Here is a 16952-nt window from a genome sequence, read left to right on the forward strand (position 1 = left end):
GGTGGGGTGTGCGGCGGCTGCGTGGCCGTCGTCGGTGCTCCCGGCGTCGGTAGTGCGGAGCCTAGCCCATCTTGGCGTAGAACTTCCCGATGAGCGGGGAGATCAGCGACGTGGGGGTAACCGCGGAGAGGGTATTCATGGCCTTAGACAGCGGGCCAGGAACCACGCGGCGCTTATTATTGGCCATCGCCTCCAGCGTCTCTCGCGTGCAGGACTCATAGGTGGTCCACAGGAAGTCCGGCACCATCTTGTCCACGATGCTCGCCTCGGAGGGGTCAATATGCGCCTCGCGCACCGGGCCAGGGGCCAACAGGGTGCAGTGCACGCCCGTGCCCTTGAGTTCGTAATGCAAGGCCTCCGTGAAAGCATTCACGCCCGCCTTGGTAAATACGTAGGTGGCGTTATTGGGAATGGGGATATTCCCGGCTGCGGAACCCACGTTGCACAATGCTCCTTCGCCACGTTCAATCATGGGGCCCAGAACCGCGCGGCTCAGGCGGAACACCGCCGTGGCATTGAGCTGAAATTGATTGGTCTCATAATCCCAGTCCTGCCGCATAAAGGGGCCAAAGGAGGCAATCCCGGCGGAATTGACGGCGATGTGAATGTTCCTGGTGCTGATGTGCTCAATGAGGTGGGTGACCTCATCGTCCTTGGAGAGGTCACAGGCAAAAACCTCGGCCGTAATGTGGTGTTGTGCGCCGAGTTCTTCCGCGAGATCAGAAAGCACGGACTCACGCCGGGCCACTAGGAGGAGATTATGCCCCCGGGCGGCGAGTTCCCGGGCCAGGGCCTCGCCGATTCCCTGGCTCGCGCCAGTGATGAGGGCGTAGGAGGAGGGAGCGGGAGAGGGAAGAGCCATGAGATGATCCTTGCGCTAGGGGCTTATCGACGTCCCGCCCATCTTACAAGCGGAGAGCGTGGTTTATGGGGCGATGTGACCGAAACTAATGATGTAGAGCAGGAGCGCCACGATATAACTGAGCGAGAAGAATAAGAAAGGCGCGATAGTCGTGGCGAAGGCCGCCGCTACCGCCGTGCCTGAGCGGGCAAGGAGCGCAAGGACTAAGGCGATTCCGCCCAGGGGGAGTGTGATGACGAAGTAATCGGTGATGTCTCGATCAAGGATGAGCGCGGCGGCGAGGGTGCCGAGGACGGTGAGCAAGGAGAGCGTCAGGGAGATCTTATTGAGGAGCGAGCGGGGCATGAGGCGAGGGTATATGACGAGGGCAGGGGTCTTGATGCTTATGCGTTCCTGGGGGATACTGGGCAAGGACAGGCCGCGCGCCGCGACTGTCATGAACGGCGAGAACCCTCACTCATCGGCTTAGGGCGAGTGAAGGTTCTCGTGAGAATAGCTGAGCGGTCCGGTAATTGCTTCAACGATTGCTCGAACGATTACGTTTTCTGCCAACCACCCCCTGAACCCACGTTCGCGTCGATGCCGGGCCATTCATCTCACCCCTCCTTAACAGTCGAAGGTGTTGCCCCGTCGGGTGCGTGCCTCCGCCAGGTGGTGGAGACTTATCGCACCACCAGGAGGAACCGGAAAACTCCGGTGCGTATAGAATAGCCGGTGATGTGAGGCACAGGACTTGGTTGAAACTTCTTTAACCTGGTAACGGAAAACCCCAGGCTGCGGTATGTTCTACCGCTCAAACCTGGGGTGATGAAAAGCGCCCCCGGCAGGATTCGAACCCGCGACCAATGGGGTAGAAACCCACTGCTCTAATCCACTGAGCTACGGAGGCATGGCGGCTTCCACGGGAGACCGCCATCAAGATTTAGATTTTAGCGCATGGGTGCTGCGGGGCACGAGGGGGAGTGCCCGCTAAAAATCCCAGTCGGATTCCTCCGTGGGTTCGGTGGCTCCGATGATGTAGCTGGAACCGGAACCGCTGAAGAAGTCGTGGGTTTCGGAGGCGTCGGGAGTGAGCGCCGCGAGGATTTCCGGTTCTACGGCCTCGGCTTCCTCCTCGTAGGCGGGGGAGTAGCCGAGGTTCATGAGTGCCTTGTTGGCGTTGTAGTACACGAAGGCCATGACGCCGTCGATGTCCGGGGAGGGGACGAGGTCGTAGAGTTCGGCGGAGTATTCGCGCTCTAGGGCCAGGAGGTCTGCCACGAGGTTGTGGGTGAAGTCGCGCATTTCTTCTCGGCGCTGGGGGTGGGCGTCAAGCCCGCGCTGGTATTTGTACCCGGAGTAGTAGCCGTGCACGGCCTTGTCGCGCAGGATGAGGCGGATCATGTCTGCGGTGTTGAGCATGACGGCGCGGGTGGAGAACCACAGCGGCAGGTAGAACCCGGCGTAGAGGAGGAGGGAGGACAAGACGGTGGCGGAGGCTTTGCGCTTGAGGGCGTCGTCGCCGTGGTAGTGGCGTAGGACGGCGGTGGCGCGACGTTGGAGGAGGGGATTGTCTATGGCCCAGGTGTAGGCCTCGGTGATCTCGCGGGTGGAGCACAGGGTGGAAAAGACGGAGCTGTAGGAGCGCGCGTGGACGGATTGCATGAACGCGATGTTGGTGTACACGGCTTGTTCTTGCTCGGTGCGGGCGTCGGGGATCTGGGCGGGTTCGCCCACGGTGGCCTGCACGGTGTCAAGGAGCGTCAATCCGGTGAATACGCGCACGGTGAGCGTGCGGTGTTGGGGATCGAGGTTCTGCCAGGAGGGGAGGTCGTTGGAGAGCGGGACCTTTTCGGGCAGCCAGAAGTTGCTGGTGAGCCGCCGCCAGACCTCGGTGTCCTTGGGGTCTTGGAGGAGGTTCCAGTTGATGGGGCGGATGGGGGCGTCTTCTGGGGTGCGCCACCGGCTGGGCAGGATGGAGCGCTCGATGTAGTGCATTTATGCGGTCCTTTCGGTGAGTATGCGTTGGACGTTTGCGACGTCGCGAGAGGTTCCCAGGAGTTCGAATCGGTAGAGCTCGGGCACCTGGCATTTGTAGGAAATGAGGGGGCCGGCGCAGCAGTAGGCGCTGCCGAAGTTGGTGTTTCCACTGGTGATGACGCCGCGCAGGAGGGCGCGGTGGGCGGGATCGTTGAGGAAGCGGATCACTTGCTTGGGCACGGCTCGGGTGGGGTCGCCGCCGCCGTAACTCGGGGTGATGAGGATGAAGGGGCGGGTGGGGTGGATGGGGGCGTCGCCTCGGCGCAGGGGAATGCGGAGGGCGGCGTGGTGGAGTTTGTCCACGAATCGCCGCGTGTTTTCCGAGGCCGAGGAGAAATAGACGATGTCGGGCGGGCGAGAGTTCATATCTTTGATACTAAGAGTTCAAGTAAATGAACTCCAATGGCCTGGTGAGGCCTCCAGGCGGCGGGGAAGTAGGGTGGAATCCATGACGATCCCCGCCAAGCCCGAAGCACCACGCAGGAGCCGCCCGCGCCTTTCCTGGCCCCTGTACCTGCTCTTTTCCCTCGTCGCGGGCGGCGTGGGCATGGCGATCTCCTGGGGCTTCCTGAGCGAATCCCTCGCGGCCCTGGGCATCCCCGATCCCGGCCGCCTCACCACCGCAGGGTTGCCCTTTTTCCGGGCGGTGGGCTGGATCCTGGCCTCCTTGGGGGTGGGGTCCTTCCTTGCCTCGGCCTTCCTCATTGCCCCGCGCCCCGAACCCATCCTGCACGCTCGCCTCAGCGTGGACGGGCACATCGCGGCGCGCACCGGCTCGCTAAGCCTCCTGTGCTTTGGGCTGGTCGCCCTGCTGATGATCCCGCTGACGCTTTCTGACGTCTCCGGCACCCCCTTCGCGCAAACCCTGCGCCCGGAGGCCTGGGGGGTGGCCATCAACCAGGTCTCTACGGCGCTCGCCTGGCTGTGGGTGGCGATCATCAGCGGCGTCGTCGGTGCTCTGGGGCTTTTTTCCCACAAGTGGACCAGCCAGCCCTGGCTCTTGGTGGGCGCGATCCTCACGGTGATCCCCCTCGGTATGGAGGGGCACTCCGCCGCCGGGGGCGATCATGATTACGGCACGAACTCCTACCTCTGGCACCTCATCTTCCTGGTGCTCTGGGTGGGTGGACTCATGGCGCTGATCGCCCACGGGCGCCGCCTGGGCCCGAACCTCGATGTTGCCGTGCGCCGCTATTCCACCATCGCGCTGGTTTCGGTGCTGTTCATGGCGGTCTCCGGGGTGATTAACGCCGCGATCCGCATCGAGTTCTCCGAGTGGTTCACCACCACCTACGGCCGCATCATCGTGGCCAAAACCCTCGGCGTGGTGGTGCTGGCCTTCTTTGGTTTCCTTCACCGCCAGCTCACCATTCCACAGTTGCGGCGCGACGCCACCCGCTCCGCGGCCTTCCTGCGGGTGGCCGTGGCGGAGGTGGTGGTCATGGCCGCCATCACCGGCATTGCCATCACGATGGGCCGCACCCCCCCGCCCCCGCCGCGCGATCCCAACCTTTCCCCCATGGCCATCGCCATCGGCTTTGACCTGCACGAAAGCCCCACGTTCTGGAACGTGTGGACCATGTGGCGGTTTGACCTCATGTTCGGCACCATCGCGATCATGCTGGCGGCGGTCTACCTCTGGGGAGTGATTCGCCTGCGCCGCCAGGGCAAGGACTGGCCGTGGTGGCGCACCGCATGGTTCCTCCTGGGCTGCCTGATCCTGGCCGTGATGATGAGTTCTGGCATGGGCATGAACATGATGGCGCTCTTTTCCATGCACATGGTGGTACACATGGGTCTTTCCATGGTGGTGCCGGTATTCCTTGTGTTGGGCGCGCCGTTGACCCTCCTGATGGAGGCTGTGCCGCCCGCAGACGTGGAGGCGGGGGAGGCCCCCGGCCTGCACGAGTGGGTGTGGGCGCTGTGCCATAACCGCGTCACCGGGTTGATTACCACGCCGGGTTTTAACACGGTGCAGTTCATCGTGATCTTCTACCTGCTCTACCTCACTCCGCTCTATGATGTTTTGGTCTCCGAGCACGGGGGCCACGTGGGCATGAACGTGATCTTCCTGCTCTCCGGGTGCCTCTACTTCTGGGACATGATTGGCCCAGATCCCGTTCCGCGCCGGGGAACTCCGGTGGCGCGCATCGGGTGGCTCATCTTCTCCATGCCGTTCCACCTTTACTTTGGCGTGTACCTCATGCAGCTCACGCAGATTTTGGCGGGGGATTTCTACTCCTCGCTGGGCCTGCCGTGGGAGCCTGACCTCCTGGCGGATCAACGCGCCGGCGGCGGTATCGCCTGGGCGTCGGGAGCCTTCCCGCTGGTGATCGTGTTCAGCGTGCTCTTTAGGCAGTGGCGCCGCGAGGACGAGAAAAAGGCCCGGGACTATGACCACCGCGCCGAGGAGGAGGGGGACGTGGACATGGATAGCTATAACGCCATGCTGGCGCGCATGAACGCGGGCGAGCAGCCCGGCGACCAGGCCTATTACACCGAGGAATTCGGGGAGGGGCGGCGCGGGAAGCGCTAGGTAGCGGGGCCGGCGGGGTCGGTTTCAGCCAGCGCGAGCGGCAGGGCGATGGTATCCACCATCTCCTCGATGGTGCTCAGCGGCACGGAGTTGACCCGGGTAATCAGCATCTCGCGGAGCACGGAGAGCGCTGCGGTGCGGGTCATGCGCGTGGTGGCCTCAAAGTCGATCTCCCCGCGCTGATCGGCCCGCCGGTAGATCTCATCGATCACCTCGAAGCGATCCTCCGGAAGCATGCTCATCAGGGGGTTGAAGCCGCTGGAGTCCTCCGTGCGGAAGCCGGAAAGGTGCAACCGAACCAGGGTAATCATGTTCGGGTAGGTGTTATTGGCCTCGGAGAGCAGGGCGATGAGATCCCCGCGCAGCGAGCCGGTGTCGGGTAGGTGCAGGCGATTGGTCTCAAAGTAATGCCGCACGGCATCGCGGGTGAGCTCGGCTTTGTCTGCCCAGCGGCGGTAGAGCACGGCGCGGCTGGTCTGGGCGCGGGTGGCTACGGCGTCCATCGTCATGCCGGTGTATCCCGAGGCCTCAAGTTCCGCCCAGGCGGCGTTAAGCAGCGCGGATTGCAGGTTTTTCCCGTATCTTCTCACGGCCATACTAATGAATTTACAGTATGGCAAGTGTCGGATACCGCACTGTGAAAATAAAAGAGTTATCCACAACTCAGCCCCGCCCTCGCTGGAGCTTATCGACGCCCCGCTCCATGCTGGTAGGTGCTAAGAACACCGAAAAGCGGCCCCGCCGGGGTCGCGGACACTACGGGGAGGAACATCATGGCCAACACACCCATCACGATCACGGGAAACCTCACGCAGAATCCCACGCTCAAGCGCACGGAAAGCGGCGCGTTGGTGTGCCGGATACGGCTGGGCGCGGATCGCCGCGTCCCCGCCACCGACGGCACCGGCTGGACGAGCCTGGACAGCCTGTTCATCGACGTGGAGATGTGGGGCGACCTGGCCTACAACACGCGCTGCTCGGTGGCCAAGGGAATGCCGGTCATCGTCAGCGGACACCTGGTGACTACCGAGTGGGCCGATCCCACCACGGGGGAGAAGCGCTCCCGGATCCTCCTGCGGGCCTGGCACGTGGGTGTGGATCTGGCCAAGTATCAAGTGCGGTGGCGCAAGTGCCGGGTGACCGCGCAACAGGCGGATAACGGGGCCCTGGCTGCCGACGAAATTGATCCCGCCTACCTTGATGAGGACAAGAACCCAGGGACAGCCGTGCCGGTGGAGGACGAGGGCTTTGCCCACGCCCCGCACGCCGTGGTGGCACCCCTGGAACCGGAGGAAGAGGAGAATCACCCGATAGCGGCATAGGTTGACGTGGGTAGGGTAGCCTCTCAGGTGACTTAAGAAAATGACCGCGACCTAAGGGGAAACATGGGCGAGTTCATCTACACGATGAAAAACGTGCGCAAGGCCATCGGTGACAAGGTGATTTTGGATAACGTCACCATGGCCTTCTACCCGGGGGCCAAGATCGGCGTGGTGGGGCCCAACGGTGCTGGTAAGTCCTCCATCTTGAAGATCATGGCGGGCCTGGATCAGCCCTCCAACGGCGAGGCCTTCCTGGACCCGGGGGCCACGGTGGGCATCCTGCTTCAGGAGCCGCCGCTTAACGAGGACAAGACCGTCCGCGAGAACGTGGAAGAGGGCCTGGGCGAGATCTTTGAGATCAAGAAGCGCTACGAGGCCATCGCGGAGGAAATGGCCACCAACTACACCGATGAACTCATGGAGGAAATGACCGCCCTCCAGGACAAGATCGACGCCGCCGACGCCTGGGAGATGGATTCCAAGATCGAGCAGGCGATGGAGGCCTTGCGCTGCCCGCCCGGCGACGAGCCCGTGACCCACCTCTCCGGCGGCGAGCGCCGCCGAGTGGCCCTGGCCAAGTTGTTGCTTTCCGAGCCGGATCTGCTGCTGCTCGACGAGCCCACCAACCACCTGGACGCGGAGAGCGTGCAGTGGCTGGAAAAGCACTTGCAGGACTACAAGGGCGCCGTGCTCGCCGTCACCCACGATCGCTACTTCCTCGATCACGTGGCCGGCTGGATCTGCGAGGTGGATCGCGGCAAGCTTTACCCCTACGAGGGCAATTACTCCACCTACCTGGATACCAAGGCCCAGCGCCTTGAGGTGGCCGGGAAGAAGGACGCCAAGCTGCGCAAGCGCCTGAAGGACGAGCTGGAATGGGTGCGCTCCGGCGCCAAGGCACGCCAGGCCAAGAACAAGGCCCGCCTGGAGCGCTACGAGGAGATGGCCGCCGAGGCGGAGCAGTACAAGAAGCTGGACTTCGAGGAGATTCAGATCCCCACCCCGCCGCGTCTGGGCAACAAGGTGGTGGAGGTCAACGGCCTGGGCAAGGGCTTTGATGGCCGCACCCTGATCAAGGATCTCTCCTTCACCCTGCCCCGCAACGGCATCGTGGGCGTGATCGGCCCCAACGGCGTGGGCAAGACCACCTTGTTCAAGACCATCGTGGGCCTAGAATCCCCCGATGATGGCTCGGTGAGCGTGGGCGAAACGGTGCAGCTGAGCTACGTGGACCAGAACCGTGAGAACATCGACCCCGAGCAGACCGTATGGCAGGTGGTCTCCGACGGTCTGGACTACATTCAGGTGGGGCAAAACGAGATGCCCTCGCGCGCGTACCTCTCCGCCTTTGGCTTCAAGGGCCCGGATCAGCAAAAGCCCTCCAAGGTGCTTTCCGGCGGCGAGCGTAACCGCCTCAACCTCGCGCTGACGCTCAAGCAGGGCGGTAACCTGATCCTGCTCGATGAGCCCACCAACGACCTCGACGTGGAAACCCTGGGCTCCCTGGAAAACGCGCTGACCAAGTTCCCCGGCTGCGCCGTGGTGATCTCGCACGATCGCTGGTTCCTGGATCGCACCTGCACCCACATCCTCGCCTGGGAGGGCAACGTGGCCGAGGGGCAATGGTTCTGGTTCGAGGGTAACTTTGAGGACTACGAGAAGAACAAGATCCAGCGCCTGGGCGCGGACGCCGCACGCCCCTCGCGCGTGACGCACCGCAAGCTCAGCCGCTAAGGCTAAGGAGAAACCCACGACGATGAGTGCGGAGCAGACGGAACAAACGGGTGCGGTGCATCAGGCCTACGTGGAACTGCGGTGGTCCGATTTTGATCGCTTCGGACACATGAATAACGCCCAGTACGTGGAGATTGTGCAGGAATCCAGGGTACAGTTCAGCCTGGATAACTTTGTTGCCCGTGGTCTGCCCATGCCCATGTTCGTGGTCCGGCACCTGGAAGCGGATTACCGCATTCCCATCGTTCCGGGACGCTCCAAGAAGGTGCTGGTGGAAAGCGCGGTGGTGAAGGTGGGGCGATCCTCCTTTACCACCCGCCAGGAAATCAAGGATGAAAAGGGGCGCACGGCCTGCGTGATCCACTCGGTGCAGGTGGCCCTGGAGGAAAAGACTCTCCAGCCCCGGGCAATCACCCCGGAGGAAGTGGAGATCCTCACCATGCGAAAGGCTTAACCGGACACCGCAGCCATGAGAGAAGCGCTCCGCATTCACGCAGGTGCCCCCGGATTGGAGGCCCTCCTAGCCAGGGCGGTGGGGCTGGACGCCTCCGCCCTGGCGCGGCTGCGCTCTACCTCCGATGGCGCCCACGTGGACGTGTTTGTCACCACCCCCTTCGAGGTGGTGGCCGCGCGCCGGGTGGAAGGGCAGGCCTCCCGCGAGGGGGCGGTGGTCAGCGCTCACGATCTTTATAGCGCCGTGGCGGTGGGAAACAGCGCGCAGGACATAGGGGTGGCGCGCGATCCCAGCTGGCCGGGGGCCCTGCCCCCGGCGGAGGGCTTCCAGCTCCTCGACGAGGTGCCGGTATCCGTGGTGCGGGGGTTGGCGGATCAGGGGCAGGCCCTGGCCCGGCAGTTCTCCGGGCCGCTCGGCCCCCCGGCGAGCCTGCTCAATCAGCCCGTGCTGGAGGTCAGCGGGGAGGAGGGCAGCGTGCAGGTGCCCATGCGCTTGATCTTCACCTGCACGGCCTTGGGCCTGATCCCGGGCTTTGCCGCTCCCCTGGAGGTGCCCCGGCACCTGCGGGTATCCATGCTGGGCCGGTGGGTGCGGGTGGATGCCCCCTTTGGCACGGTGTATCACTCCACGCGGCTTTCGCTGTTTTAAGGGAACGCTAGTCAGGCCGGTTGATCAGCATGTGCGCCACCCGAGTCATGTGATCCCAGAGGGCGTGACGGTAGGCGGGCGGGAGTTCCTGCTCGCCTAGCTCATCGAGGGAGGCCTCCATGAGGTCAAGCCAGCGCTGGGCGGCGGCCGCGTCGATGGGAAAGGGCATGTGCCGCATGCGCAGCCGGGGGTGGCCGCGCTGGGCCTGATAATCAGCCGGTCCGCCCCAGTACTGCACGAGGAACATGCGCAGCCGATCCTCCGCACCCACCCAATCGTCCTGGGGGTACATGGGGCCGAGGATGTCATCGGTGCGCACGCGGCGATAAAAACCGGCGACGAGGCGCTCAAAGACCTCGCCGCCGAGGGCGTCATAAAGGCTGCTGGGAGAGGTCACAGCAGCCTATTGTAGAACCTTAAGACTCCTGTTCAGAGCCGGGATGGGTGATACCGATCCCGTGGGGGTAGGGCACGGTGATGTTGTTGTCCCGCATGGCATCGAGGATGCGGCCCTGCACCAGGCGCTGCACGTCCCACTGCATGCCGGGCATGGTCTTGATGGAAATGCGGTAGGAGAGGTGATCCACCTCGAAGTTGGACACGCCCTTCATCTCCGGCTCATCCAGCACCCACTTGCTCGTGGTGGGATCCGCGCAGGCGTCCTCGGTGGCCTTTTGAATGACCTCCCAGGCCTTGGTGGAATCGTTAGACAGCCCCACGGGCACCTGAATGCGGGCGATCGCGTACTCGTCGGAGAAGTTACCCACGCGCAGGATCTCGCCGTTGCGCACGTACCAGAGGGTGCCGTCGATGTCTCGAATGGTGGTCAAGCGCAGGGAAATATCCTCCACGTCGCCGATGATGCCCTCCCCGACGTCGATAGTATCCCCCACGCCGTACTGATCCTCCAGGAGCATGAAGATGCCGGAGAGGAAGTCCTTGACCAGCGACTGCGCGCCAAAACCAAGGGCCACACCGATCACACCGGCCGAGGCGATCAGCGGGGCGATGTTCACGCCCAGGGTGTCCAGGATGGAGAGGAAGGCGAATACCCACACCACGATGGCCACGGCGGACTTACCCACCTGGGCCAGCGTTTTCACGCGGGACTGGCGGCGCTTCTCCTGCACCTTGTTCATGGCGGCCACCCGCGCGGGAACCTCCTCCGGCTGCGCGGCGCGGCCCTTGCGGCCCAGGCGCCCCAGCGGGGCGGAGCTTTGGAGATTATGCTGGGCGAATTTGTCGATGAGCCTACGCAGTATCCAGTGCGCCACGATCGCCACCAGCAGGGTGATGCCGATGGAAATGGGGGCGTCGATAAGCCAGGTACGAGCCAGCTCGCTATCCCACCAATTGCTCACGGTCTCCACCGTCTGCTGCGCGGTTTCGGCGCCGGGCAGGGATTCTTCTGTTGCGGCAAGTGTTAGTTCGTTGAACATATGCCACCCAGCCTAGCGGGGTGCGCGCGGGGGCGGCGGAAATGTGAAATAAAGTATGCACAATCTGGACCGCTTGGTCTACCATGTGCTCTTAAAACCACAGGAGGGACAGCCCGCCATGAGCAACCACACCAGCCGTGCCGACGCCGGAACCGCCGCCCGCCTCGCCCAGGGAGCCGCCGAGCGGGAACCCCGAGGCTTTGCCACCACCGCCATTCACGGCGGCTACCACCCCGACGCACACACCGGGGCCATCAACGTACCCATCTACGCCTCCACCACCTTCGCCCAGGACGACGTGGCTACCCTGCGCGGCGGCTACGAATACTCGCGTGTGGGAAACCCCACCGTCACTGCCCTGGAAAACGTGGCGGCGGCCCTCGAAGGCGGCGCATACGGGCGGGCCTTTGCCTCCGGCATGGCCGCCACCGACACCGTGATCCGCGCCCTGCTGCGCCCCGGCGACCACCTCATCCTGGGCAACGACGCCTACGGCGGCACCTTCCGGCTCATCGACACCTCCCTCAAAGACTGGGGCATCACGCACACGGTGGTGGACATGACCGACCCCGCCCAGGTGCGCGCCGCCCTGCGGGAGAACACCCGTCTGGTGTGGGCGGAAAGCCCCACCAACCCGCTGCTGAGCATCACCGACATCGCCGCCGTGGCCCAGGCCATCGACGCCCACCCCGCCCGCCTGGTGGTAGACAACACCTTTGCCAGCCCCTACCTCCAACGCCCGCTAGAACTAGGCGCGGACGTGGTGGTGCACTCCACCACCAAGTACATCGGCGGGCACTCCGACGTGGTGGGCGGGGTAGTGGTGACCAACGACGCCGCCCTGGACTCCGAGCTGCTCTTCCTCCAAGGAGGAGTAGGCGCCATCCCCAGCGCTTTTGACGCCTACCTGGCCTACCGGGGCGTGAAAACCCTGCCGTTGCGCATGGAAAAGCACTGCGCCAACGCGCTCGCCGTAGCTCTGCTCTTACAACAAAGCCCCAAGGTCTCCCAGGTGCTCTTCCCCGGCCTGCCGGAACACCCCGGATACGAGGTAGCCCAGCGGCAAATGCGCGGGCCGGGCGGCATGATCTCCGTGCGCTTTACCGGAGGGCGAGAAGCGGCGCTGGCGTTCTGCCGGGCTACACGGTTGATTTGTTTGGCGGAATCGCTGGGTGGGGTGGAATCCCTGCTGGAACACCCGGCCACCATGACGCACCAATCGGCGGCCGGTTCTCAGCTGGAGGTGCCGGATGATCTAGTGCGCATCTCCATCGGGATCGAAGATGAGGCGGATCTGTTGGCGGACGTGGAGCGGGCGCTGGGGGAGGTGTAGGCTGCACTGGCGTTAGAAAAGATCTAAGCCTCTAAGTGAAGTGCTTATAGATAGGGCTGGCAAGATCATGAGCGCTGTGCGGAGTGAAAAGGGCTTCTTCTTGGTGAGGAAGCGACAAGGGAAAGTCTGTTTGGTTCACAGAAAACCTCTGCGGAAGTTGCGGCTCTGGTTGAGATTCATCAAGCGGTATGCGAGCAGCGTCCGCTTTCCAGCGTAGAGGCTATACCTCACGCAATCACCGCCGCGATGGCGGTGGAGATTCTGGGCATCCCGCAGTCTGCTGTGATGGAATACGTGACCGAGGGGCGTATTTCCGTGAGTAAGGTGGGGGAGTATTCACGATTGCTTGCCTCGGACGTGGTGACTTTGAGAGAAGAGCTAGTGGAACAGGCTGTGTAGGCGGTGTTCGACCTGATGGACTTGGAACTAGAGCTGGAAGCACAAGAGGCGGCTTTCGGGAATTAGATATTTTTTCGGGGCGGGGGACATGGAAGCACGAGTTTTGCCCGACTCTAATATCTGGGCATCGGCTACTCTGCATAGTTGGTTTGCGCTCATCGCTGCGCAGGGCGCCTGGATTTCTCTTGCTATGTGGGAGAGCGATTGTTGCCTCTCACCCCAACCTCCCCAGAAACTCCGCCGTATTCCGGGTATTCGCCTGGGTGAGGTGCGTGGCCCCGGGAACCCAACGGCGGAATACCAGGAGGCCACCACGAGGCCGAACCAGCGCGGCACCGAGTGTGTGGTAAAGGATAAAGGAGCATACTAGGGCGGTGGCAATGCTGATTACCGCCACCCACTCGGAATCGGAGAGAGTGAAGGCGAAGAGAAAGCCCGTCATCACCCCGGGAAGCCAAAAGAGATGACCGGCCAGGGCCTCGTGCAGGGAGGAGGGCTGTTTACCGGGGATATGCACCAGCCGGAAAGTGGATCCAATGGGGGAGCGGGGTGTATATAGAAGAAAATCTCCTCGGCGCAACCCCAGGGCAAACTCAATCCACAGTGCGCAGATGATTCCCATGACGGCGATCATCACACCGAGGGCGCAAAGTGTCACCGCCCAGAAAGGGCCGTATTTCCACCCCTGGCCGGTGAGGATATAGAGCACGGATACCAGCGCCGCGTACCCGAGTATGACCGCCATGATGAGCCATCGGGACACCTGCTGCGACGAGGATTGATCGCGCTTACCTGCTCGCATTACGGCCTGTATATCGCCGCCGTGTTGGGTTTTAATAGCAGAGACAAGTTCCGCCGTGGCCCCCTTGCGGCGCAGGTTATTAAGGGTATCGGCCTGGTACATGATGGTGGCCGCCACGGAGCCGAGAACAAGGAGGAACCAGCAAACTCCCAGCCGGATATTCACCTCGGCCAGGCTGTAATCGTTGCTGCGCGCGGGGGCAAACCACCACAGCAGGGCCAAGATAGTGAGGAAGGCATGAGCGATAGGGAGAACGCAGGCGATAAAAAGCGTGAGTTGGCTGCGCAGGTCGATGGTGTCTACGTCGTCGATATGCGTGGCCTTGCCCTCGCTATCGGTGATAGTCAAGGTGCGGTGGGTACGCCCCTGAAAGCGAGTGTTGCGCAGCGAAATGGAGGAGGCTATGAGCAGGGAAACGGTAAAGGTAAGGATAATGCCCGCCCAGGCGGGATCGGCGGCGTTATAAAAGAGGCGGCTATTGGCTACCTCGGCGGTCTGCACGATGGGTTTATCGGTGGGTTGCAGGCCGATGAGCAGGGCGAGGAGAAAGACGACCAGCGAGGGGCCAAGCGAAAGCAATGCCGCGTACCACCAGAGGTTGCGGCCGCGTTCCTTTAACCGGAGATAGGCGGTGGCCTCCGCAGGGGTCATGCCCGCGTGATCGCTCAACGTTTGCTTGGTGCTCACGGGATAAGGATAGACCTATGCCCCGGCGAGAATACCCACCACTCAAACTGGCCGATAGCGCTCCACCGGGGCTCCGGGGAAAACTATACCAATGCCGCCACGATGTCGTCGATAAGCCGCGCCGCCACCCGCGCGGTGCGCGCGTCCACGTCGAAGCGGGGGTTGAGCTCCACCACGTCCACCAGCCGCAATTTCCCGGAGGCCGCCGCCGCGCGCGCCATCGCCCGGTAGGTGGCCAGGGAAACACCCACGGCGGCAGGCGCGCTCACGCCGGGGGCCACGGCGGCGGGCAGGCCGTCGAGGTCGATGCTGAGGTGCAGGTGATCGGCTTTTTCTGCGGCGCGCGTGACGATCTCGGCGGCGCGCTCGGGGCCGAGGGCGGCAAGATCATCGTCGGTATGTGCCTCCACGCCGAGGTCGCGCGCGGTGTCAAAGAGCACGCGGGTGTTATTGGGCGTGGAGATCCCCAGCACGGTGTAGCGGAAATCCTCCACATGCTCCGCGATTTGGAGGAAGGGTGTGCCGGAGGTGGCGTGCTCCGCGCGGCGCAGGTCAAAATGCGCGTCCAGGTTCACGATCTGCACGCTGTTCGGGTGGGTGCGGCGCAGCCCCCGATGGGTGGCCCAGGCGGTCTCGTGCCCGCCGCCCAGGGCGATCACGGTGTGCCCGGCCTTGCTTAACGACGCCACGACGTCGCTCACCCTCTCCTGCGCCGATTCCAGGTCGGTACCGGCGGTGACCACGTCGCCCACGTCGTAGCGGGGGCGCTCGTCATGGACGGCGAGGCTGCCCAAGGCGGCGCGAAGCGCCTCGGGAGCCGTGGCCGCGCCCTGCCGCCCACCGTTGCGCCGCACGCCCTCATCGGAGCAGAAGCCCAGCAGCGCGACGCCGGGGGTGGCCTCTGCTTCCGGGAGGGGCTGCACGACGCCGTGCCAGCGGGCGTGCTCGGGGCCGGGGCCGTCGTTGCGGCCCAACCAGGGGGCGGGGGCGGTGTCGATACCGGGCAGGGACATGGTTCCTCCTTTAGGCGACGTCGGCGGAGTGCCGGTGGCGACCCGTGGCGTAGTACAGAGCGGTCATAAGGATCAGGAAGCCCACGCCCACGCCTAGGGCCAGCCAGTATTCCGATTGCCACACCATGATGCCAAAAGCGAAGAGAATAAAGCCGATGGCGAAGTACTGGCCCCAGGGCCAAAACGGAACGGGGAAAGAAAGAGCTTGCTCCTCGGCGGGGCTGAGGCGACGCCGCGAGGCGACGTGAGCAAGCAGGATCATGAGCCAGACATAAATGGTGGCAAAGGTGGCCAGGGCCGCGACGATGGTGAAGATCCGCTCCGGGAGCACCGCGTTGAGTACCACCCCCACGGTGAGCACCGCCACCAGAGACAGCGTGGTCACGATGGGCACGCCTCGGTGATTCGTGCGGGCCAGGGCGGCGGGGGCGAGCCTGGTGCGCGCCATGCCGGTGATCACGCGGCCCGCGCCGAAGAGATCGGAATTAATGGCCGAAAGCGCGGCGGTAATCACCACCATGTTGAGCAGGGCGGCGGCCCAATTCACGCCCAGGGTGGAGAAAATCTGCACAAAGGGAGACTCCTCGCCCGTGATGGACGTCCACGGATTGAGCACCAGAATCACCAAAATAGCCAGCACGTAGAAGAGCAAAATGCGCACCGGGACGGTATTCACGGCCTTGGGGATAGTCTTTTCCGGCTCCTCCGCCTCCGCGCCCGCCACGCCGATAATCTCCGTGCCGCCAAAAGCAAAGAGCACCAGGATAAAAGCGGAAATCATGCCGCCAACGCCGTTGGGGAAGAAGCCGCCGTCCGCCCACAGGTGAGAAATACTGCTGGTCTCCGGGCTGGAACCCAGGCCAAAAGCAAGGATCGCCGCGCCGCCCAGGATCATGGCGATCACCGCGCCCACCTTGATGAGGGTAAAAGCGAACTCCAACTCACCAAAGAGCCGCACGCTGGTGAGATTCGCGGCCCCCACCACGCAGAGCGTGACCGCCACCCACACCCACTGCGGGGTATCAGGAAACCAGAAACGCATATAAATAGCGATGGCTGTGAGATCCGCCAGGCACACGATCAACATCTCAAAGGCATACATCCAGCCGGTGATATAGCCAGCCCAGGGGCCGAGATAACGGCGTGTGTACTCCGCAAAGGAACCCGTGATGGGACTGGCGACGGCCATCTCGCCCAGGGCACGCAGCATGAAGTACACCACCGCGCCCGCGATGAGATACACCAAGAGCACCGAGGGGCCGGCGGCCTGGATGGCGCCGGCGGAGCCGTAGAACAGGCCCGTGCCGATGGCAGAGCCCAGGGCGATGAAGTGAATGTGGCGGGCGCGGAGGCCCCTGGAGGGTGTGGTTGGTGCTTTGGGCGTGTGTGGTGCCTGGGCGGTGGTGCGGGTGCTTGCTGACGTGGCACCCGTGCTGCGGGCGGCGGAGGTGCCGCGCGGCGGGTTCTGCGGAGACGGTGCGGGCTGGGGCACGGTGATCCTCCTTGGACGGTTGGGCTCTAACGGGCTCGTGGCGTGTGGTCTACGTGCGAACCCTATGGTGAGGGCCACGGAATCTTTCTCAGAGTGATACTAGGGGGCGGGGGTAGGGGAGGGGTAGTGGGTGGGGTGAGGGTGTGCGGTGGCGCGGGTGGTGGGGCGGGGGAAGGTCTAGTATGAGCCGTATGGCTTTTCCTCTACACCAA

Annotated in this window: 17 protein-coding genes and 1 tRNA gene; 7 read left to right on the forward strand and 11 right to left on the reverse strand. The window is 63.6% G+C overall.

Annotation, left to right across the window (positions count from 1 at the left end; translation table 11 throughout):
* Positions 1-61: 61 nt before the first annotated feature.
* The 5 genes from cmrA to nrdI all read right to left on the reverse strand — a co-directional run bounded on the left by cmrA (position 62) and on the right by nrdI (position 3247).
* Entirely contained in the window at positions 62-862 is an 801-nt protein-coding gene (gene cmrA / locus Cocul_RS00480) for a mycolate reductase (RefSeq protein WP_055121370.1), read from the reverse strand.
* A 63-nt stretch (positions 863-925) separates the two neighbouring features.
* Entirely contained in the window at positions 926-1207 is a 282-nt protein-coding gene (locus Cocul_RS00485) for a hypothetical protein (RefSeq protein ID WP_150114281.1), read from the reverse strand.
* 470 nt (positions 1208-1677) lie between these two features.
* Positions 1678-1751: transfer RNA gene (locus Cocul_RS00490), tRNA-Arg, on the reverse strand.
* Positions 1752-1831: 80 nt separating this feature from the next.
* Positions 1832-2839, reverse strand: coding sequence for a class 1b ribonucleoside-diphosphate reductase subunit beta (nrdF, locus tag Cocul_RS00495; RefSeq protein ID WP_055121372.1), 1008 nt, complete (start codon positions 2837-2839; stop codon positions 1832-1834).
* The gene (nrdI, locus tag Cocul_RS00500; RefSeq protein ID WP_055121373.1) at positions 2840-3247 is read right to left on the reverse strand and encodes a class Ib ribonucleoside-diphosphate reductase assembly flavoprotein NrdI; all 408 of its coding nucleotides are present in this window, start codon (positions 3245-3247) and stop codon (positions 2840-2842) included.
* Positions 3248-3329: 82 nt separating this feature from the next.
* Here nrdI and Cocul_RS00505 point away from each other — a divergent pair, with 82 nt between their 5' ends.
* Positions 3330-5417 (forward strand): bifunctional copper resistance protein CopD/cytochrome c oxidase assembly protein, encoded by a 2088-nt coding sequence (locus Cocul_RS00505; RefSeq protein WP_055121980.1) that lies wholly within the window; start codon positions 3330-3332, stop codon positions 5415-5417.
* Here the strand turns inward: Cocul_RS00505 and Cocul_RS00510 are convergent.
* On the reverse strand, positions 5414-6013 hold the full coding sequence (locus Cocul_RS00510; RefSeq protein WP_055121374.1) for a TetR/AcrR family transcriptional regulator: 600 nt from the start codon (positions 6011-6013) through the stop codon (positions 5414-5416). The genes Cocul_RS00505 and Cocul_RS00510 overlap by 4 nt on opposite strands.
* A 177-nt stretch (positions 6014-6190) precedes the next feature.
* Here Cocul_RS00510 and Cocul_RS00515 point away from each other — a divergent pair, with 177 nt between their 5' ends.
* The 4 genes from Cocul_RS00515 to Cocul_RS00530 all read left to right on the forward strand — a co-directional run bounded on the left by Cocul_RS00515 (position 6191) and on the right by Cocul_RS00530 (position 9575).
* On the forward strand, positions 6191-6739 hold the full coding sequence (locus Cocul_RS00515; RefSeq protein ID WP_055121375.1) for a single-stranded DNA-binding protein: 549 nt from the start codon (positions 6191-6193) through the stop codon (positions 6737-6739).
* A gap of 63 nt (positions 6740-6802) precedes the next feature.
* Positions 6803-8473 (forward strand): energy-dependent translational throttle protein EttA, encoded by a 1671-nt coding sequence (gene ettA / locus Cocul_RS00520; protein ID WP_055121376.1) that lies wholly within the window; start codon positions 6803-6805, stop codon positions 8471-8473.
* 22 nt (positions 8474-8495) lie between these two features.
* Entirely contained in the window at positions 8496-8927 is a 432-nt protein-coding gene (locus Cocul_RS00525; RefSeq protein WP_055121377.1) for an acyl-CoA thioesterase, read from the forward strand.
* A gap of 15 nt (positions 8928-8942) precedes the next feature.
* Positions 8943-9575: a DUF8185 domain-containing protein gene (locus Cocul_RS00530; RefSeq protein ID WP_055121378.1), complete on the forward strand. Its 633-nt coding sequence runs from the start codon at positions 8943-8945 to the stop codon at positions 9573-9575.
* A 7-nt stretch (positions 9576-9582) separates the two neighbouring features.
* Here the strand turns inward: Cocul_RS00530 and Cocul_RS00535 are convergent, their stop codons facing one another.
* Entirely contained in the window at positions 9583-9972 is a 390-nt protein-coding gene (locus tag Cocul_RS00535) for a globin (RefSeq protein ID WP_055121379.1), read from the reverse strand.
* A 19-nt stretch (positions 9973-9991) separates the two neighbouring features.
* Positions 9992-11014 carry a mechanosensitive ion channel family protein gene (locus Cocul_RS00540; RefSeq protein WP_082422086.1) on the reverse strand — a complete coding sequence of 341 codons (1023 nt, stop codon included), beginning with the start codon at positions 11012-11014 and terminating at the stop codon, positions 9992-9994.
* A 118-nt stretch (positions 11015-11132) separates the two neighbouring features.
* On the opposite strand from Cocul_RS00540, the gene Cocul_RS00545 reads away from it, so the two are divergent.
* Both Cocul_RS00545 and Cocul_RS12110 read left to right on the forward strand, forming a co-directional pair.
* Positions 11133-12347, forward strand: a complete 1215-nt coding sequence (locus Cocul_RS00545) for a cystathionine gamma-synthase (RefSeq protein WP_055121380.1) — start codon at positions 11133-11135, stop codon at positions 12345-12347.
* A 246-nt stretch (positions 12348-12593) separates the two neighbouring features.
* Positions 12594-12746 (forward strand): helix-turn-helix domain-containing protein, encoded by a 153-nt coding sequence (locus Cocul_RS12110; protein WP_150114282.1) that lies wholly within the window; start codon positions 12594-12596, stop codon positions 12744-12746.
* A 214-nt stretch (positions 12747-12960) separates the two neighbouring features.
* Here Cocul_RS12110 and Cocul_RS00550 read toward each other — a convergent pair whose 3' ends face one another.
* From Cocul_RS00550 to Cocul_RS00560, 3 genes are all read right to left on the reverse strand, one after another.
* A complete protein-coding gene (locus Cocul_RS00550; RefSeq protein WP_055121381.1) occupies positions 12961-14235 on the reverse strand; it encodes a hypothetical protein in 1275 nt (424 codons plus the stop codon).
* Positions 14236-14318: 83 nt separating this feature from the next.
* Positions 14319-15248, reverse strand: coding sequence for a formimidoylglutamase (gene hutG, locus Cocul_RS00555; RefSeq protein ID WP_055121382.1), 930 nt, complete (start codon positions 15246-15248; stop codon positions 14319-14321).
* A 10-nt stretch (positions 15249-15258) separates the two neighbouring features.
* The gene (locus tag Cocul_RS00560; protein ID WP_055121982.1) at positions 15259-16584 is read right to left on the reverse strand and encodes an amino acid permease; all 1326 of its coding nucleotides are present in this window, start codon (positions 16582-16584) and stop codon (positions 15259-15261) included.
* Positions 16585-16952 lie beyond the last annotated feature (368 nt).

It is taken from the genome of Corynebacterium oculi, from assembly GCF_001412105.1.
Classification (GTDB): Bacteria; Actinomycetota; Actinomycetes; order Mycobacteriales; family Mycobacteriaceae; genus Corynebacterium; species Corynebacterium oculi.